Genomic DNA, 18,403 nt, shown 5'->3' with positions numbered 1-18,403 from the left:
ATATACCGCCTAATTTAGCACAGCTCAGCGACCTTGCCTTTAGACTATGGTCGCGACTTGAGGGTTTCAGTCACTGAAATGCTGAGTTGCAAACTGACGCCTCAGTTTAAGTGGTTAAGAATGTTAAGATACTTTTAAGACGTATCAGATGAACCAGAGAAGTGATTGCTATGCAGGTAGAAGAGATTAAAGCGTACCATGCTCACCTTTATTACGAGGATCAAGCGGGACGAGCTTTAGCGCAACAAATTGCTCACCAGTTATCGTCTTTGCATGAGGTGGTGGTGGGTCGCTTTCATGAGAGAAAGGTCGGACCGCATCCTATGTGGAGTGTGCAAATAGCCTTCAATGCCGAGTTGTTTGATAAGGTCATTCCTTGGCTAATGTTGAACCGAGGTGAGCTAGATGTATTGTTCCATCCTCTTAGTGGTGATGAGCTGTATGACCATACCCAAGGTGCTGCTTGGTTGGGTAAGTCCCATGAGCTAGATATTCGCCAATTCTTGCCTAAAATCTAACCAAAAGAAGAGATTTTAAAGAGAAAACGCCTTATACGGTGGTCATCTAAGTTTGGCTTCGTTACCATGGGGGAGAATTCAAACTTAGGGTTCAAAAGGTTGGTTTTGGCCAGTATTAGCAGGCTTTATCAGACTCTTTAACCCGAAAAACACACTTAGGAGATAACAATGCAAATCGCACAAAACACAGTTGTGAGCATGCACTACACGTTGACTGACGAAGCTGGTGAAGTTTTAGATTCATCTGCAGGTCAAGAGCCACTAGTATTCCTTAGCGGCGCTCGCAACATCATTGACGGTCTAGACAACGCTCTACAAGGCAAGTCTGCAGGCGATGCATTGAAAGTAGACGTAACTCCAGAAGAAGGTTACGGTCCAGTTCACCAAGAACTGATCCAAAAAGTGCCACGTGAAAACTTCCAAGGCGTTGATACTATTGAAGTTGGCATGCAGTTCATGGCGCAAACACCAAACGGTCAACAGCCAGTTGTTGTTGTCGGTGTTGAAGAAGACGGCGTTGTACTAGATGGTAACCACCCTCTAGCTGGCAAGCCACTAAGCTTCGAAGTTGAAATCGTTGAAGTTCGTGAAGCGACTGAAGAAGAAATTCAGCACGGTCACGTACACGGCGAAGGTGGTCACCAGCACTAAGATCGCATTGATCGTAAGAAGGGCTGCCGATTCGGTGGCCTTTTTTTATGCCTAAAGTTGGCTATTTAAGCGTAGAAGAGGTTGCTTAAGTGTGGGCTTGATAAGGTTAGGAAAGAGGAGAAAGATCGTAGCAGGAGGCTAGGTAAGCGCATTTTTATATTATTTTCAGCGCCTATAACCTAATCGTTAATCCAGAACGGATTAAGCGTGGGAGTGGTTTGCAGTGTTCATCACGGTGCGTTTGCCGACCAAAGCTTTCTTCACCCAAGCCAAGCCAGAGGCGATCAATTCTGCTGTGTATTCAGCCGCTTGCGCACGAGCAATGGCTTCTGCTTTTTCTGATTCCGTTAGGTAAGTTGTATCAACAGACTCTAATAGTTCAACAAGTGTTTTCACTTTCATAATGTCGCTCCTTCATAAGTTTCACTGACAGTACTTATGATAGGTAGGGAGCTTAATAACCACAAACGATATAAATTCTCTCCATAGTTGAGAAAAACTCAACTATCCTGTTGCCAGCCTTCGTAATGGATCGCGGCAGCCAGTGGGCGGCGATTCTGCCAGCCAAACTGTTCTAGGTCGGGACTGATTTGAAAGGCTTTGACGTAGCCAATACAAAAGTAGCCAATGATGTCTAAATGCTCTGGAATATTAAGCGTCTCGTACAAAACTTGGTCTTCTAGAATGCTGACCCAGCCCATCCCCAGGTTTTCTGCTCGGGCCGCGAGCCATAAATTTTGTACCGCACACACGGCGCTATAGAGGTCCATTTCCGGCTTGATAGTGCGTCCTAGCACCACATTGCCAGTGCGTGAACGATCACAAGTAATGCAGATGCCAAGCGGTGCTTCTTCGATCCCCTCGAGTTTCAATGAGCGGTATAAGTCTTGGCGCTCACCTTGAAACAGCTTGGCTGATGCTTCATTGGCGGCAACAAATCCCTGCTTGATTTTGGCGCGTGTGGTGGGGCTTTTAACGACAATAAAATCCCAAGGTTGCATGAACCCCACACTGGGAGCATGGTGGGCGGCTGTTAATAGGCGCTGAATCACGTCATCGGGAACGGCTGTGGGGAGGAAATCTCGACGAACATCGCGACGGTTAAAAATGATGTCATACAGGGCGTCACGATGGGGGGCTTCAAATTGCATACAGGGCTCCAGAGTCAGAGCCATGTATTGTCAGGAAAAATGCTTAAGCGTGCAATCAGTGTTTGGTTTGAGATGGGCTAGTTATTTAGGAGGCCTAGCTATGGCATACGGCGGTCAATAGCGGATCATTGCTTGGCAGTGACACCCATTCACGGCTGTCCACTTGATTACCGCTCGGTACTTCCAGTTTGCTACTGAAGTTGGTGCGGGCATCAGCACCGCAGTGCACCACTTGAGTCACACGTTTGGCGGCCAAGCGGCGCTCAAAGAAATATAAATCGACTAGGTAAACATCTTGGTTCAGGTCATTTTGCGCTGCGTTATTAATGTCCGCCGCAATAAAGCGTGTGGTTTGTGGGTACACCATGCTCCACGGACGCAATGGCGTTTGTTCTTCTACGGTTTTTACCACCACCACGCCTTCTGGTAATAGGCTCGCTTGGTGTGAATACCAGCTGTATTCGCTTTGAATTTGAAACGTTAACATGCCGATGCCAGCAAGCGTTGGAACCAGCCATTTGGGTGCTTTCTTAAACGTCAGCTTACGAATAAATAGAGCGATACCGGCACCAGCTAAGCCTGCACAGAGAGTCGCGATTAATTCCCAAAGCATAAAGTCACCTTCTTATTATTGTGTGAGATAAAGTAGGCTAGCTCCAATGGAGCTAGCCTGGGTTAGTAAAACTAACGGTTAGTGGTCGACCGCACCGCCCGCACCTTTAGGGTAACGTACGCTTTCAACAAGGTCTTGCACATCTTGTGGTACATCTTCGGTCATGCTTGACACGATGAAGGCCACTGCGAAGTTGATCACTGCACCGATGGCACCGAAAGACAGCGGTGATACACCGAATAACCAGTTATCAGGTGTGTTCGCCAGAGTGTTCGTACCAGGGATGAAGAACCAACCTAGGTAAGTAAAGATGTACACTAGAGTACAACCTAGGCCTGCAAGCATACCTAGAATTGCACCTTTGCTGTTCACACGCTTCGAGAAGATACCCATCATGAGTGCAGGGAAGATCGATGCTGCAGCGATACCAAAGGCCAGTGCGACTACCTGAGCAGCGAAGCCTGGTGGGTTCATACCCAAATAAGTGGCCACAACGATGGCAACAAACATGGAGATACGAGCTGCTAACAATTCGCCTTTCTCTGTAATATCAGGATTAATCGAGCCTTTGATCAAGTCATGACTGATGGCTGATGAAATTGCTAATAGTAGACCTGCTGCTGTTGATAGGGCTGCAGCTAGACCACCTGCGGCGATCAAACCAATTACCCAGCTTGGTAGGTTGGCAATTTCAGGGTTCGCCAATACTAGGATGTCACGGTTAACGGTTAGCTCGTTGCCCGCCCAACCACGTGCCGTTGCTTCATCAGAAAACGCTGGCGTGTCGTTGTAGAACTGAATGCGTCCGTCACCGTTTTTATCTTCGTACTGAATTAGACCTGTTTGCTCCCACGTTTGAATCCAGTCAGGACGCTCATCGTAGTTGATGGCATTCGCTGTTGGACCTTCTGGGTAGATGGTAGTCATTAGGTTCAAACGTGCCATAGAAGCAACCGCTGGTGCAGTTAGGTATAGCAAGGCGATGAACACTAGTGCCCAACCTGCAGACCAACGTGCGTCCGCTACTTTAGGTACTGTGAAGAAACGAATGATAACGTGAGGTAGACCCGCCGTACCAATCATTAGCGACAGCGTAAACAGAACCATGTTCAGTTTATTGTCTACATCAGCGGTGTAATCGCGGAAGCCAAGTTCACGAACCACTTCGTCCAGTTTTTGTAGTAAAGGCACACCTGATTGCGTGTGTTCAGAGAACAAACCAATCGCTGGAATGAAGGTGTCGGTTAGTTGTAGCGAAATGAACACGGCTGGGATGGTGTATGCCACGATCAAAACACAGTACTGAGCCACCTGCGTGTAAGTGATACCTTTCATACCACCCAATACGGCGTAGAAAAATACCACGATCGCCGCGATGATCAAACCAGTGTCTTTATCTACTTCAAGGAAGCGCGAGAAGGCGACACCGGCACCAGTCATTTGACCGATAACGTAAGTAACAGACGCCGCAATCAAACAAGCGACCGCAACAAGGCGGGCCGTTTTAGAGTAGAAGCGATCACCAATAAAGTCTGGCACGGTAAATTTACCGAACTTACGCAGGTAAGGTGCCAACAGCATGGCTAGTAGAACGTAACCACCTGTCCAACCCATAAGGAAGGTTGAGTTAGCGTAACCGCCGGCGGCGATCAAGCCCGCCATGGAAATGAAAGAAGCCGCAGACATCCAGTCAGCTGCCGTTGCCATACCGTTCATCACTGGGTGGACACCGCCACCGGCAACGTAGAACTCTTTGGTTGAGCCTGCGCGAGCCCAGATTGCGATACCAAAGTAGAGGGCGAAAGAAGCCCCTACAAACAGCAAGTTAATCGTAAATTGACTCATGATGATTACTCCTCAAGGCCGTATTCTTTGTCTAAAGCGTTCATACGCCAAGCGTAGAAGAACACCAAAATGATAAAGCTGATAATTGAACCTTGTTGAGCAAACCAGAATCCTAAATCTGTCCCCCCGATTTCAATCCCTGCGAGCATTGGACGAAGCAGAATGCCGAAGCCGTAGGACACCAGTGCCCATACGATTAAACAGCCAAAGATCAATCTGACGTTCGCCTTCCAGTAGTTTTCTTGGTTTTGAGTATGTTCCGACATAGTCGACTCCTTTGTTATTTTTATTTGCACAATGAATGTAGCAGTGTGTTTGTAAAGAAGAATTGAGACTTTAGTCGAAGAGTGCAAAAAAACACCAAGGCATGCTGTTGTGTCATAAAAAAAACGCCATGGCTTTGGCAGCGATGGCGTTTTCGAGAGAGGGTTTATTACCACTCTAAGGCATTAATCGAGCGTTTTGGTCGCGAGTGCGGTGTCATTGTCGCTAAACCAAGCTTTCACACGTCGGCCAAGGTGTTTAATGTCCTCTTGAATCATCAGCAGCACCGGAATCAGTACCAAGGTGATCACGGTGGCGAATAAGATACCGTAAGCGAGGGAAATGGCTGCGGGCACCATGACTTGTGCTTGGCGAGAGGTTTCCCAAAGAATGGGGATCAAGCCGGCAAAGGTAGTGATAGAGGTCAGCAAAACGGCACGCAAGCGCGTCTGACAGGCTTCAATGACGGCTCGGTGTAAGTGCTTGGTCTCACGGCGCAAGTCATTAAAGCGCGCGGTGAGTAGCAAGCTGTCGTTCACCACCACCCCAGACAAAGCGATGATACCGTTGAGTGAGAAAATCCCCAGCGCCACGCCATTCAGCCAGTGGCCCAGTAGTGCGCCAACGATGCCAAACGGAATCGCCATCATGATGATCACTGGCTGACTGTAGGACTTCAGAGGAATCGCTAATAAGCCATAAATGATCAGCATGGCAATGGCAAACATCTGAATCATAGAGGATTGCGCTTCTTCACGTTCTTCTGCTTCACCAGAGTAGTACATGTCGACGGAAGGGAAGCGCTGATTCATCTCAGGCTCAATGGCACTTCTTAGGTATTCGACCACTTCTGTAGATGACATCTGATCTTTGTCGACCTCAGCTGACAAGTACACGGAGCGTTTAGCATCGATACGAGTTACCCGAGTTTGCGCGGTTTCTTGATCAAGGCTTGCCACTGAGGACAGCGGGACACGCTGGCCGTTGGTTAGGGTGATCAGGGTATTGAGAATGTTCGCAGGACTTTCTTGCTGCGCATCAGGGTAGCCTATACGCACTTCGATTTCGGCGTTATCGCGCTGATATTTTTGCACCACTTGGCCGTCAAAATTGCCCATGATTTGGGACGCTAGGGTATTGGTGGATAAGCCTAATGCGCGGCCTTGTTCATTCAACCGAAGCACCAGTCGGGATTCACTGGCGGCATCACTTTGCTCAATGCCGCGCACCGCTGGCACGGCCCCCAGCTTACTGATCAGTTCTGCCATCGCGCCATCTAGGACGTTGTTGTCGCGACCACGCAGTTCCACTCGCAGGGCGTCCACGGACTCACGGGCACTGCGAATACGTAAATTACTGACACCTTCAGGGGAGCCTGATAAGCGTTGCCACGTTCGCGCAAAGTCGGCCGCACTGTAAGGGGCTTCAGGAGACAGTTCGATTCGCAGGTTGCCGGCTTGATCGCCGCTGGCGGTGACTTGTAAATGATCAATGCCCTGCAAGTCGCTGCCTTTTAAAAGGGTTTTATCGGTCTCACGGGCTGTATTTTCTAATAACGTCAGCACGCGATGAGTCTGGCCATAGCTGACATCACTGTGCATCGTTAAACTGGCGCGAATGGTATCTCCTGGGATATTCGGGAAAAAGCTCATGCGAATCGCCCCTGTCATCGGCATAGAAATGACCAGTGCAAAGATCGCTAAAAACAGCACCAATACGGCATAGCGATAATCTATCGCACGCTCTATTAGATTGGCGTAAACACGCTCATTAAACCACTGTAATGAAGCATCCGCAGCATGTTGTACCTTGGCCCAAGCGCGAGCCGGCAGAAATTTACGGCGTTTACGCTGGGTATTTAAGTGTGCCAAGTGTGCCGGTAAGATCAGCTTGGACTCAATCACAGACAGGATTAAACAGATGGCCACCACCGCCGCAAACTGGGCATACAGCTGACCTAAGCGGCCTTCGATATTGGATAAGGCCCAAAATGCGGCAACGGTGGTAAAAACACCAAATAAGGTAGGGATGGCAACCCGCATGGTGCCTTTAATCGTATTGGCTAGGGTGTCACCTTCTTTTGAGCGCACACTGTAGACACTTTCGCCAATGACCACCGCATCATCGACGACTATGCCAAGGGCCATGATAAAGCCGAAAGTGGTAAATAGGTTTAGGGTCAGCCCTACACTGTCGAGGCCCATCACAAACAGGGTGCCAAAGAAGATAAACGGTAAGCCCATCGCCACCCAAAACGCGACCGTTAAGTTTAGGAAAATGGCCAGCATAATGAATACCAGCACGATACCGGTAATGGCATTTTTTACCATTAGAGATAAACGGCCGTTAATCGATTCACTTCGGTCGTACCAAGTATCGAGCAGAACCCCTTGTGGTAGACGGCCGCTGTGTTGCCATTGTTCGACCACACCTTTTGCCGCTTCGGCAGATTTACTGATGTCATCACGTCCGGTGGTAATGACCTGCAGCGCCAGACTCGATTCGCCATTAAAGCGTGACAACATAAAGTCATCGTCATCAAATGCATCGCTGATGGTGGCGATGTCTTGCAGGCGCAATACCGAACCTGAGCTATTGCTGCGAATGGGAATGTTGGCAAAGGCTTGTTTCACATAAGCCTGTTGCGAAGCGCGTACGTGCAGATAAATGTCTTCGTTGCGCAGGGTGGCGACCCGTTCAGGGCTCGACTCATTGTTGATCGCGCTGGCAACATCAGACAAGCTCAGGCCGTAAGCTTCCAGCTTGTTTTTATCGACATCGATCAACATGGTGGGGTCTAACCAACCAGAAATGTTGACCGAGTTAATAAAAGGATGCTCCAGCAAATCGGATTCCAAATCCTTGCTTAGGGTCTGTAGCGTACGACGATCGGTATCGCCATACAGCTGAATCCAAATGGCGTGTTCCTCACGCATGCTCTTGGACACTACTGGCGGATCGGCTTCATCCGGAAACGAGGTCACTTGATCCAGTTCATCTTTGACATCCTGCAACAGTTCATCGATGTCGTAGTCATCTTGCATTTCAATGCGTGCGTTCACCCCCCTTGAGTTCGAGGTGGTGGTCACGGTTTTAATGCCTAACACATCCTGTAACGCTTGTTCTACAGGAATGGCCACGCCTTCTTCACTGGCTTGGGCGGAACCGCTGTCGTATTCAATGTAAACCGATACCCGGTTCGGGCTCAGGCTGGGGAAAGCCTCCTTGTTCAGGCTGTCCATATTGATCACCCCTAGGGCAATCACTAGGACCAGCAGTAGGTTGGCCGCGACGGGGTTGTTGGCAAACCAAGGGATGATGCCGCGTACTTGCTCTGAGTTCATGGGGTACCTCGTTGTTGAGGGTTGACCAACATGCCTTTCAAATAGCTGTTATAGGGTTGCACAAGCACTTTTTGAGGGCTGTGTCGCAGTGCCTCGGGGGCTTTAATGTAAACAAACTCTTGGTCGACAAACTCCGGGCTGGCATCGAAGTTGGCAAGACGGTTGTCCTGATCCAGATACCAGATTTCACTTTTCTGACTGAGCGCTGAGTTGGGCAACTGCCACAGGTTGTCTTGCGTCGCGCCTTTTAGATCTACCTTAACAAAGCTGCCTGGAATCAAAGCAGGCGATTGTTGCAGTGGCTGATCAACGGCGACAAATAGGCTACGTAGCCCTGATTCGCTGTCCACATGCAAGCCCGCTTGCTTGACATAGCCTGACCAGTCAGCGGCACTGTTGACCGAGTTTACGGTCGCGGACCAGTGTTGCTGCAGCATCGTGTTGGCACTTGGCAGCTTTTGCCAATCCAGCAAGCTTAACTGCAGTTCTACGACCACTTGATCGGTACTGTATAAGGTGGCGACCTGAGTGTTGCTGCCGAGAAAGGCCCCTAAAGCAACGTCTTTAGAAACAATGATGGCGTCAAATGGCGCGCGAAGAGTCAGTTGTTTGACGTTGTCTTGGGCCAAAGTGAGCGCCGCTTTGGCGGCGCTGAGTTCTGCTCTTGCTGCCGCCAATTGCGGCGCGCGCAAAACGAGATCCGATGCTGGGTCGCCAGTGAGGCCGGCAGCACGCCATTCGGCATTGGCTTGATCGGCTTGACGTTGTTCTTCTTTAAAGGCCAATTCGGCATTGGCGAGGGCATTTTGTGCGCTGGCTAGGTCAGACTGGGCGCCGATGTTTTTTAAGCGTAATAAAACCTGGCCTTTACTGACTTGTTGACCGACTTCAAATTGCGGCGACAGCTCAATCACCTCACCGCTGATCTGTGTCGTCAAGGCTAGATTCTGATTGGCATTGGCGATGCCTACTGCTTGGATCGCGGCCGCGTGCTCTGCAGCATTGACTTCGACAACGGAAACATCGAGAGCGGTTTCTTGGACGGGGGGACGCTGTTGACTAAAGTTAGCCTGATTGGCACTCATAGCCGACTGGATATACAGCACCACGGCGACTAACAGTAACACGGCAAAGCCAAAATAAATCCAAGGTAATGATCGTTTCATGCTTGTGGTATTCCTAATCCTAAAGCGAGCCCTAACTCAATGCGGTTGCTCAATTGTTGGAATTGTAGGGTGTCTAATTCAGATTGCAGATTAAAAACCGCTTGTTGGGCGCTGATCAGATCGCTTAGCTCCACCAAACCAGAGCGGTATTTACGTTCATATTGTTGGCGGTTACTTTCCGCGCTTTGTAAGGCACTGTTGATGTGTTGTTGGCGCTTGTTTAACACGGCTTCTTGGCCAATGGCGTCTTCGACTTCGTTCACCGCGTTCAGTAGTGTCTCACGGTAATCCTGATAGGCTTGCGCCATGTTTAACTTGGCAATCTCGTGATTGGCTCGTAAACGTCCCCCTTGAAATACGGGGGTACTGAGTTGGCCGAGAAGCGACCATACCGGGGAGACGAATAATGCATCTCGTAAACTGCTGCTGGCATCACTTAGGGAAGCGCTGAGGTCAAAAGACGGCAACATGTCTTTGTAAGCCACGCTGACCTCATAATCGGCCGCCTCAATGCTTAAGTAGGCGGCTCGCAAATCTGGCCGTAAAGCTAAATCTTGATTGGGCAAGCGCTGCAGCGTGAGTAACACGTTAGGATAACCTTCTGGAATCGCGATGGGAGCGGCTTGATTGTCCCCTAGCAAGAGGCGTAGGGCTCTGAGTTCGCTGGCGAGGTCCTCATGGTATTGCGCCAAATCTGCGCGCGATTGTGAGGTGGCGGTTTTTGCTTCATCAAGGCTTTCTAGTGTGCCAAGGCCATTGCGAAAGCGTTTAATGATCAGTGATTCATTGGTTTCAAGGAGTGCTAGACGTTGTTGTTCAATGTCGATGGCACGCTGATGTGCGATCAGTTGCAGCCAGCTTTTCATCACATTACCTGCGAGGCTGGCTTGGCTGGCACGGAACAGCTCGTAGTCACTGGCGACGCTTTTCTCGGCAGCGTTTTGCGCATCGGCTAAACGTGCCCAAAGGTCTAGTTCCCAACTGATGTTGGCGTTGCCAGAGAATTGACCGTCGCCCGTTTCAGAGTCACTTGCGGACAGCCCCAGATTGGCTTGCGGTAAACGTGCTGCACGCGCGTTGCTAAGATTGAGTTGGCTGGCGGCCAGTGATAAGGCGGTCTTTTGTAAACTAGGATTGCCTGACAGTGCCGTGTGAACTAGGCCCTGCAAGCTTGAATCCGGAATCAAGTCCGTGAGTGAGGCATTTTCGGCTTGGCTCGTACTCGGCGAAAAGACACGCTGGTTTTCGGTGTTCAGAAGGGCATCGGCCTCTTCATAAAAGTGGGTCTGCTCGGTGGCTGTGGTACTGCAGCCCACTAATGCCGCAGTCGCCGACGCGGTAATGAAAACAGAGAAAAACCTCGAACGGGGCATCTTTGATTGTCCGTTAAAAAACTAAGATAGAATGGCGTGAAATTTTAAAGGATATCGCCATAATAACTATGGCCTTTGCATAGATTTACATAATCTCATAACCCTTTTATGAAGCACATCAATTCTTCTTTTAGGGCTTTGGAAATTATCACTAAGAAATGGTTAATGTCTTGTTTGCTAAGGTATATTCTAGTGCGGGTAGATGAGTTTTAAGGACGCTTTGTAAGTTGAGTGCGATGATTCCACCTTGGTTTGTGTATATGATTAAAACGCGCTTGAATACGCTTTATACGGGTGTGACTACCGATGTTGAGCGTCGTTTTGAGGAGCATTGCCACAGCCCCAGCAAAGGCGCGCGCTATTTACGTGGTAAAGCCCCTTTGACGCTGGTTTGGTACCAGTCTGCGGCGAGTAAACAGCAAGCCATGCAGCTAGAGTATCGCATTAAGCGTCTGCCACGCCGGACAAAGGATAAGTTGGTGCTGGGGAGCGTGGCGGTGGCTGAGGTGTTTCCTGAACTCTTTACTGTGCAACACAGTGACATAGACGAATCAGACAAGGGATAGGATAAACAATGATACAGCGTTTTGATCAGGTGGTGCTGACGGTTGCCGATGCCATTCGTTCACAGGCGTTTTATAAAACCGTCTTTGAGATGACGCCTTTGCCTGCGGAAGAGGGCATTGGTGTAGCGTTTGGGGAAGAAAAAATTCTCTTTCAACAGATTGGCGATGAATTACGTCATCATGCCTTAGAAGGCGCAGGGCACCTTTCCTTGATCAGTGAACTGAGTGCTGAGCAGTTAATTATGCACTTCGAGCAGCTGCAAGTTGAGTTGCTCGAAGGCCCGATAGATAAAGGTGCCTATGTGGCGTTTGTTATGTACGACTTGGATCGCAACTTGATCCAAGTAAAGAGTACTAAAACCGCCGCCTAAGTTAACGCCATTGGCCCCAGTGGGCCAACACCTCATTTAGGTCCTGGAGATGCTGTAACCAAAAGCCTTCACTGGCAAAGTGTGGGAAGATCGTTGGGAAAGCGGGGTCGCTCCAACGTTCTGCAATCCAAGCCGTGTAGACGATGGTGCGGTCGGCCATCATGACATCGATTAAATCCAACTCTCGCGTATCAAAGTCACAGTGGCTCTCATAACCTTCGATCAACTCACTCAGCTGGGCGCGTTTCTCGTTGGCATCACTGATGTGGAGCCACAGGTCTTGTACGGCATAGCCCATTCGACAGTCATCAAAATCCAATAAGGTTAGGGTGCCATCGTGAGCGATGAGGTTGCTGCGGTGACAGTCGCCATGGATAAAGCGAATAGCGTTGTTGGCATGGGCTTTTAGGGTCTGCTGTACGCGCAGTTGTAGCATTTCGACCACTTTAACGTAGTCAACGCGTAGGGAACTGGGCAAATAAGAGCTCTGCAGTACAACATTACTGGCACGTTCAATGCGCTGACTGTGAGGTATATAAGGGCGCTGCTCAATCTGCCAGTCGGCTGAGGCTTGGTGCATGGCTCCGATCAACTCGCCAATTTGAAACAGTTGATCGAGATTGCCGGGTTCTGGCGCTTCCCCCACAATTTTCGGCGTTAACGAGAAGTAAAAACCTTTATGCTGGAACAGGCTTTTGCCGCGTATGAGCATGGGAGCCGCCACACCCACTCCGGCCGCCTTCAGTGCCAAGGTCGCATCATGTTCGGCTTGAATTTGCGCCGCGCTCCAGCGCTTAGGACGATAAAACTTAGCGATCAGTGGCGCGGAGTTTTCTATGCCAACTTGATAGACACGGTTCTCATAACTGTTTAATGGGTAAAGCCGATGGTCACAGTAGAAGCCGAGGCTCTCTACGGCATCCATAATGGTATCAGGCGTTAAGGCACTGTAAGGGTGGAGATCGGTTGACATAAATAGACTTCTAAAAAGTGTTAAAGCAGACCCAGTCGTTTTTTCAGGGTGTATTCTTGGGCCTCGGTTAAAGGCGAAGCTTTGCCTTGCTGGATCAAACGGTGCCAGTTTTGCCAGGCTTTGATGGCTTCACCTAAATGATTGCGTGTAACGTATTGTTGCACCTCAATCCGAAACGAGTTGGTCACCGCCACTGGGCTTTCTTTGCCGATGATACGCAAACGCGTCAAGGAGCGCTTAAACTTCTCGTTCAGAGTCTTGTCGCTTTCTTGGCCTGAGGCGATGAGATTGGTAATGGCCTGCAAGTGATCGTAATACATGTCCACGTTTTCGTTGATGGTCTCACGTTCAAGGCGAATGATGCGGGCATAGGCTTGTTCGGCGGTGAACCAATCCTTGAGTTTAACACTGATCTCACCAAGACGCTTACTTCGTTCGGGGGAACGTGGTGAGACTTCTAGAACGGTACGCAGAATGCTTTGCGCTTGTTCTAAATTGTCCAGCTGCTGGTAGGCATCGGCGAGCAAATCATAGGCTGATAAGAAATGACGACTCAAGCCAATGGTGGTCTCAAGGTTTTTCGCCGCACCGGCAAACTGTCCCATAGCCATTTCAGATTGGGCTATGCCGTAATAGGCCCAAGCGAGGTTTTTATGCTTTTGAGTCACCAGCATATAGTGTGTTTTAGCTTGTTTGTATTCACCTTTGGCGTACAGTGCTTCGCCAATCGATTTTAGGCATAAGTTAGCGTAGGGGGCATGCTTAGCCATGATGTATTTGGCTTCTTCGATGACCTTATCCCAGTCTTCATGCAGGCGAGCCTGATTAAGGTTTTGGAACGCTTTTTTCTGCTGAATAACACGTCCCAAGCGGCGCATAAAGGCTTCCGGTGGAAACGGCTTTACCAAATAACTATCAGGTTGGTACTCCAAGACGCTGACTACGGCTTCATAAGCTGTGTCGGCAGTGATCATCATAAAGATGGTGGAGTGATCGAGGGCATAGGTCTTACGGGTGATTTCCAACAGTTGTTGACCGTCAATACTGCCGCCTAAATTGTAATCGGACAGCACAATGTCGTAGCGTCCGCCTAGGATGCGCTTTAACGCCGCTTGTCCAGACGGTTCAATGTCGATTTTGCTGTAGCCTAAGCTGGACATCAGCGACTTCAACATTAGACGCATTTCACCGATGTCTTCAACGATTAAGACCCTTTTATTGGCAACATTGTTACGCGAGGTCTCTTTTTGAGGTTCGACTTTTTTAAAGTCGGGGATGCTAATATCAGCCACTTGAACAGTTTCTCCTAGATTACTGTGCTAGCGTAAGCAAGCAAACGCGCTAGGATTGAAGCTCTAATAGCATTACCGAGCGCATGTTAAGATCAAATTCGTATCCTTGAATTTGTAACCTTTCATCGGTAGAAAATAGCACGCTTTTCACCGAATAACCATTAGGAGACTTTATCCTGATTGGTTGATCTTCGCGATAAAAAACGAGCCACAATATTTCTCCACTGCTGGCGCTGGTCAACTGCATCGACAGGTAATCACGCTCTGGGTGCTGCCAGTCTTCTTGGGACATGGGCTGGCCAGATTCATTGAACCAACTGACATCATCACAGGGTTTGTGTTGATAAAGAGGATCATCCGGCAGGAAAGCCTCAGCCAATACTGGGTAGCGTTGGCGTAAGGCAAGCGCATCTTTAATCAGACCGCTTAGTTGGTCGCGTTCGCTACTGTTTTCCCAGCTTAGCCAAGTAATGTCATTATCTTGGCAATAAGCGTTATTATTGCCTTTTTGGCTGTGTGCCAGCTCGTCCCCACCTAAAATATGGGGTGTGCCTTGGCTAAACAGTAGTGTCGCCAAAAAGCACTTCTGTTGCGTTAAACGTGCTGCCAGAATCCGCGCGTCATTGGTTTCCCCCTCAACACCAAAATTTTGACTGATGTTATCGGTGTGGCCGTCGCGATTATGTTCCAGGTTGTCGAGGTTGTGGCGGCGATGGTAAGCCACTAAGTCATGCAGGGTGTAGCCGTCATGATAGGTAATGTAATTGACGGAATGCAGGGCACACTTGTGCCCCTTATGGAACACATCACGGGAGCCCATGATACGCGTGGCAAATTCCGGCACAGTGTTGGCATCACCGCGCCAGAAGCGTCGAATGGTATCGCGGTATTTATCGTTACACTCTAGAAAGCCCCGTGGGAAGTGACCTACTTGGTAACCGTCTGGACCTATGTCCCAAGGCTCCATGACTAAGGTCGTTTGGCTTAAAATAGGGTCTTGCAAGATGGCTTGTAATAGAGGAGCTGTGGGCGAGAACTGGTGTCGCTCACGGCCCATATCGACCCCTAAGTCAAAGCGAAAACCATCAACGCCCATAACGTCTACCCAGTAGCGCATGCTGTCACAGATTAAGCGTACTGTGGTGGGATGGTAGGTGTCCACGCAGTTGCCACAGCCGGTGTAATTTAAATACTGACCGTTTTGATGGCGGTAATACACTTGGTTGTCGAGGCCACGGTAGCAAGTAGTGCCGTGGTTGATCTCACTTTCAGCGGTATGGTTGTACACCACATCGAGCAATACTTCGAAGCCCGCTTCGTGAAAGCGAGCCACCATTTGTTGGAACTCAGCGGTGGGGTCTTGTATCGCGTAGCGTGCTTCGGGGGTGAAAAAGTTAATTGGGTTATAGCCCCAATAGTTACTTAAGCCTTTGCTTTGTAGATGGATCTCATCGGCAAAAGCAAAGCAGGGCATCAACTGAATGGTCGAAATACCTAACTGCTGTAAGTGTGCAATCGCTGCATCACTGCAAGCACCTAAATAAGTCCCTCGTAACTCTGGCTCGATTTCAAGTTGCTGGCTAAAGCCTTTTACATGCAGTTCATACAGGCTGCGCTGTGCTCCGCGTGGTTTGCTAGGGCGTTTATGCTGCAATGGGTGTGGCACGGCCACCACAGACTTTGGCACAAAGGTGGCGGAATCGCGCTGATCTGCCAGCCCCTCAGGTGTGAGGGTTACTTGCTCTTCGTGAAACACCAAGCGTTCGCTGAGTTGCTTCGCATAAGGGTCAATCAGTAGCTTATGGTCATTAAAAAATTGCATCTGGCCTGGGTCGAAAGGGCCCTCAGCGCGAAGGCCATAATGTTGCCCAGGCGCCACTCCTTGCACTTCCATATGCCAAATGCCACGCTGCTTTTCAGGAAAAGGCAAGCGTGCTAACTCGTCCCCCTCGGTGTTAAATAAGCACAAATAAAGCTGCTGGGCATGCTCGGAAAACACCGCAAAGTTGACCCCTCCTGGTGTTGGTGTCGCCCCTAAAGGGAGAGGGAAACCTACATTGATCTGCCAGGTACGGGTCATACTTTGCTCCTGTGAATTATTTCGAATGCCATTTCAGTGCAACGCTACTCAGAGGCGGTAGCTGCACTTCAATACTTTGTTCTCGACCATGGCTGGCTTTAGGCTCAGTTTGATAGCTGTCCGACATCGGGTAGCCACTGCCGGTATAACCCGTTTCATCCGAGTTAAACACTACTTCATAGCGCCCTTTCTGCGGCGTGCCAATGCGATAATTGCCATGGGGGGTGGGCGTGAAATTGACCAGAATGATCAAATGCTCTGCCGACTCCTTTTCACGACGTACAAAAGCCAGAGTGGAATTAGCGCTGTCGTCTAGGCTGATCCATTCAAAGCCCGTGGCAGAGTGATCTAAATGCAGCGCTGGTTCATTTTTGTATAAATGATTCAGGGCTTTGGTGACACGTTGTTGTCCTGCATGGTAATCCACGTCGAGTAGATGCCAGTCTAAAGAGCGTTCATGGCTCCATTCTTGGCCTTGTGCCAGCTCATTCCCCATAAAGTTGAGCTTTTTGCCCGGATGGAAGTACATATAGCTGGTAAAGGCACGCAGGTTCGCGAATTTCTGCCATGCATCCCCAGGCATTTTAGCAATCATGGAACCCTTACCATGCACCACTTCATCATGGGAAATTGGCAAGATAAATTGCTCATCGTAGGCGTATACCATGGAGAAGGTTAGGTTGCCCTGATGGTGCTGACGATAAATAGGGTCTTTGCTGATGTAACTAAGGGAGTCGTTCATCCAGCCCATGTTCCATTTAAAGCCAAAACCTAGGCCACCCATGTAGGTAGGTTTGGAGACGCCAGGGAACGCAGTGGACTCTTCTGCCGCGGTAAAGCAGCGAGGATGATTCAAATAAATGGTTTCGTTAAGTTTACGAATGAATTCAATGGCTTCGTAGTTGTGGTTGCCGCCGTCCACATTCGGCACCCACTCGCCGTCTTTGCGCGAGTAGTCCAAGTAGAGCATGGAGGCCACCGCATCGACGCGCAGGCCATCAATGTGGAATTCCTCTAACCAGTAATTGGCATTGCTGATTAGGTAATCCATCACATGATCCTTACCGAAATCGTAAATCAACGAGTTCCATTCGGTATGCCAGCCTTTTTTCGGGTCTGGGTATTCGTACTGTTTGCTACCGTCAAAACTAGCCAAACCATGACTATCTGTGGGGAAGTGGGCCGGTACCCAATCCATAATCACACCAATGCCAGCTTGGTGGAATGCATCCACCAGTGCTCGAAATTCATCGGCTGTGCCGTAGCGGGAGGTAGGTGCGAACAATCCAATTGGCTGGTACCCCCAAGAACCGTCAAAAGGAAATTCCATCACCGGCAGTAGCTCGACATGGGTGTAGCCCATTTCCACCACATAAGGCACCAATTCCTCAGTCAGTTGTGCGTAGCTTAAAGAAGTGCCGTCGCTATGTTTTTTCCAAGACCCTAAGTGCACTTCATAGATGCTCATAGGTTGCTCGTAAACGTCCTCAATAGCACGCGTAGTCCATTGCTGATCTTGCCACGCATAGTCATCATCACACACGACACTGGCAAACGATGGGAATTGCTCGATGTTTTTGGCAAAGGGGTCAGTACGGTGGGGGAGGACGTCACCGTTTTTCGCGCGAATTTCATATTTGTAGCGGGCGCCGGCGACCACATCGGGAATGAATAAACGCCACACACCATCACCATTACTGGACATCGGGTGCAGTCGGCCATCCCAGCTATTAAAGTCGCCCACGACTGAAACAGAGCGGGCCGCTGGGGCGTATACCGCGAAGCGTGTGCCTTGAATCGAGAGTTGATCGCTGACGCTTGCAGAGCGCACGATGGCACCTTCTTTATGATACAGGGTCGCACTGTGATGCTCTGGGTCCGAAAAAGTGGCCTCTGGAAATTGGTAGGGGTCAACAATGGTGAAATGGTTCTCACCGTAATGGACTCTCAGGCGGTAGTGACTTTGTGTGCGCTTTGCTGGCCAATCAAACAGGAACACGCCTTCATCTTGACCGGCTTGCATGGTGCCAATTAACTTATCAGAGTCAATTTCTAACACCTCAACCTTAGTCGCGTCGGGGCGCCATGCCGTTAATGTGAATCCTTTGTCTTGGCTTGGCTTCAAACCAAGACATTTAAAGGGGTCGGAACAGCGAGCGTTGATGACGTCGTTCAGAAGATCCATTTACTTCTCCA

At 49.5% G+C, this 18,403-nt stretch carries 16 protein-coding genes; 4 read left to right on the top strand and 12 right to left on the bottom strand.

Going from position 1 to position 18,403, the window contains the following annotated elements; all coding sequences use genetic code 11:
- The first annotated feature begins 170 nt into the window (after positions 1 to 170).
- Complete coding sequence (locus MAQ5080_RS02875) at positions 171 to 518, top strand: DOPA 4,5-dioxygenase family protein (protein ID WP_067205119.1); 348 nt, start codon at positions 171 to 173, stop codon at positions 516 to 518.
- 168 nt (positions 519 to 686) lie between these two features.
- Positions 687 to 1,169 (top strand): FKBP-type peptidyl-prolyl cis-trans isomerase, encoded by a 483-nt coding sequence (locus tag MAQ5080_RS02870; RefSeq protein WP_067205121.1) that lies wholly within the window; start codon positions 687 to 689, stop codon positions 1,167 to 1,169.
- Positions 1,170 to 1,370: 201 nt separating this feature from the next.
- Here the strand turns inward: MAQ5080_RS02870 and MAQ5080_RS02865 are convergent, their stop codons facing one another.
- The 8 genes from MAQ5080_RS02865 to MAQ5080_RS02830 form a co-directional block, all read right to left on the bottom strand.
- A complete protein-coding gene (locus tag MAQ5080_RS02865; protein WP_067205124.1) occupies positions 1,371 to 1,571 on the bottom strand; it encodes a hypothetical protein in 201 nt (66 codons plus the stop codon).
- A 98-nt stretch (positions 1,572 to 1,669) separates the two neighbouring features.
- Positions 1,670 to 2,320 carry a 5,6-dimethylbenzimidazole synthase gene (gene bluB, locus MAQ5080_RS02860; protein ID WP_067205127.1) on the bottom strand — a complete coding sequence of 217 codons (651 nt, stop codon included), beginning with the start codon at positions 2,318 to 2,320 and terminating at the stop codon, positions 1,670 to 1,672.
- 94 nt (positions 2,321 to 2,414) lie between these two features.
- Positions 2,415 to 2,933, bottom strand: coding sequence for a hypothetical protein (locus MAQ5080_RS02855; protein WP_067205130.1), 519 nt, complete (start codon positions 2,931 to 2,933; stop codon positions 2,415 to 2,417).
- 78 nt (positions 2,934 to 3,011) lie between these two features.
- Complete coding sequence (locus tag MAQ5080_RS02850; protein ID WP_067205133.1) at positions 3,012 to 4,778, bottom strand: sodium:solute symporter family protein; 1,767 nt, start codon at positions 4,776 to 4,778, stop codon at positions 3,012 to 3,014.
- A gap of 5 nt (positions 4,779 to 4,783) precedes the next feature.
- A complete protein-coding gene (locus MAQ5080_RS02845) occupies positions 4,784 to 5,044 on the bottom strand; it encodes a DUF4212 domain-containing protein (protein ID WP_067205136.1) in 261 nt (86 codons plus the stop codon).
- A gap of 183 nt (positions 5,045 to 5,227) precedes the next feature.
- The gene (locus MAQ5080_RS02840; RefSeq protein WP_067205140.1) at positions 5,228 to 8,386 is read right to left on the bottom strand and encodes an efflux RND transporter permease subunit; all 3,159 of its coding nucleotides are present in this window, start codon (positions 8,384 to 8,386) and stop codon (positions 5,228 to 5,230) included.
- Entirely contained in the window at positions 8,383 to 9,552 is a 1,170-nt protein-coding gene (locus MAQ5080_RS02835) for an efflux RND transporter periplasmic adaptor subunit (protein ID WP_067205143.1), read from the bottom strand. Before MAQ5080_RS02835 ends, MAQ5080_RS02840 begins: the two co-directional genes overlap by 4 nt.
- The gene (locus MAQ5080_RS02830) at positions 9,549 to 10,925 is read right to left on the bottom strand and encodes a TolC family protein (RefSeq protein ID WP_067205146.1); all 1,377 of its coding nucleotides are present in this window, start codon (positions 10,923 to 10,925) and stop codon (positions 9,549 to 9,551) included. The genes MAQ5080_RS02835 and MAQ5080_RS02830 overlap by 4 nt, the downstream gene beginning before the upstream one ends.
- A 260-nt stretch (positions 10,926 to 11,185) precedes the next feature.
- On the opposite strand from MAQ5080_RS02830, the gene MAQ5080_RS02825 reads away from it, so the two are divergent.
- Together MAQ5080_RS02825 and MAQ5080_RS02820 are read left to right on the top strand one after the other, a co-directional pair.
- Positions 11,186 to 11,491: a GIY-YIG nuclease family protein gene (locus MAQ5080_RS02825; protein ID WP_231870761.1), complete on the top strand. Its 306-nt coding sequence runs from the start codon at positions 11,186 to 11,188 to the stop codon at positions 11,489 to 11,491.
- An 8-nt stretch (positions 11,492 to 11,499) separates the two neighbouring features.
- Positions 11,500 to 11,862, top strand: a complete 363-nt coding sequence (locus MAQ5080_RS02820; RefSeq protein WP_067205152.1) for a VOC family protein — start codon at positions 11,500 to 11,502, stop codon at positions 11,860 to 11,862.
- Between the two features lies 1 nt (position 11,863).
- On the opposite strand, the gene MAQ5080_RS02815 is transcribed toward MAQ5080_RS02820, so the two are convergent.
- From MAQ5080_RS02815 to glgB, 4 genes are read right to left on the bottom strand one after another with little or no spacing between them, the layout of a single operon-like run.
- Positions 11,864 to 12,835 (bottom strand): serine/threonine protein kinase, encoded by a 972-nt coding sequence (locus MAQ5080_RS02815; protein WP_067205155.1) that lies wholly within the window; start codon positions 12,833 to 12,835, stop codon positions 11,864 to 11,866.
- A gap of 20 nt (positions 12,836 to 12,855) precedes the next feature.
- Entirely contained in the window at positions 12,856 to 14,127 is a 1,272-nt protein-coding gene (locus MAQ5080_RS02810) for a response regulator (protein ID WP_082860985.1), read from the bottom strand.
- 49 nt (positions 14,128 to 14,176) lie between these two features.
- Positions 14,177 to 16,207, bottom strand: a complete 2,031-nt coding sequence (gene glgX, locus MAQ5080_RS02805) for a glycogen debranching protein GlgX (RefSeq protein ID WP_067205159.1) — start codon at positions 16,205 to 16,207, stop codon at positions 14,177 to 14,179.
- Positions 16,208 to 16,223: 16 nt separating this feature from the next.
- Complete coding sequence (gene glgB, locus MAQ5080_RS02800) at positions 16,224 to 18,392, bottom strand: 1,4-alpha-glucan branching protein GlgB (protein WP_067205162.1); 2,169 nt, start codon at positions 18,390 to 18,392, stop codon at positions 16,224 to 16,226.
- Between the last annotated feature and the right edge of the window lie 11 nt (positions 18,393 to 18,403).

Origin of the sequence: Marinomonas aquimarina (genome assembly GCF_900089755.1) — a bacterium.
GTDB lineage: Bacteria > Pseudomonadota > Gammaproteobacteria > Pseudomonadales > Marinomonadaceae > Marinomonas > Marinomonas aquimarina.
This window is presented reverse-complemented; position numbering and strand designations above follow the sequence as displayed.

Bases quoted from the DNA above. Each gene is read 5' to 3' on its own strand.
- MAQ5080_RS02820 (WP_067205152.1), top strand. From the start codon at position 11,500: ATGATACAGCGTTTTGATCAGGTGGTGCTGACGGTTGCCGATGCCATT.
- MAQ5080_RS02865 (WP_067205124.1), bottom strand. From the start codon at position 1,571: ATGAAAGTGAAAACACTTGTTGAACTATTAGAGTCTGTTGATACAACT.
- MAQ5080_RS02835 (WP_067205143.1), bottom strand. From the start codon at position 9,552: ATGAAACGATCATTACCTTGGATTTATTTTGGCTTTGCCGTGTTACTG.
- MAQ5080_RS02855 (WP_067205130.1), bottom strand. From the start codon at position 2,933: ATGCTTTGGGAATTAATCGCGACTCTCTGTGCAGGCTTAGCTGGTGCC.
- MAQ5080_RS02815 (WP_067205155.1), bottom strand. From the start codon at position 12,835: ATGTCAACCGATCTCCACCCTTACAGTGCCTTAACGCCTGATACCATT.
- MAQ5080_RS02845 (WP_067205136.1), bottom strand. From the start codon at position 5,044: ATGTCGGAACATACTCAAAACCAAGAAAACTACTGGAAGGCGAACGTC.
- MAQ5080_RS02875 (WP_067205119.1), top strand. From the start codon at position 171: ATGCAGGTAGAAGAGATTAAAGCGTACCATGCTCACCTTTATTACGAG.
- glgB (WP_067205162.1), bottom strand. From the start codon at position 18,392: ATGGATCTTCTGAACGACGTCATCAACGCTCGCTGTTCCGACCCCTTT.
- bluB (WP_067205127.1), bottom strand. From the start codon at position 2,320: ATGCAATTTGAAGCCCCCCATCGTGACGCCCTGTATGACATCATTTTT.
- MAQ5080_RS02870 (WP_067205121.1), top strand. From the start codon at position 687: ATGCAAATCGCACAAAACACAGTTGTGAGCATGCACTACACGTTGACT.
- MAQ5080_RS02840 (WP_067205140.1), bottom strand. From the start codon at position 8,386: ATGAACTCAGAGCAAGTACGCGGCATCATCCCTTGGTTTGCCAACAAC.
- MAQ5080_RS02830 (WP_067205146.1), bottom strand. From the start codon at position 10,925: ATGCCCCGTTCGAGGTTTTTCTCTGTTTTCATTACCGCGTCGGCGACT.
- MAQ5080_RS02825 (WP_231870761.1), top strand. From the start codon at position 11,186: ATGATTAAAACGCGCTTGAATACGCTTTATACGGGTGTGACTACCGAT.
- MAQ5080_RS02850 (WP_067205133.1), bottom strand. From the start codon at position 4,778: ATGAGTCAATTTACGATTAACTTGCTGTTTGTAGGGGCTTCTTTCGCC.
- glgX (WP_067205159.1), bottom strand. From the start codon at position 16,207: ATGACCCGTACCTGGCAGATCAATGTAGGTTTCCCTCTCCCTTTAGGG.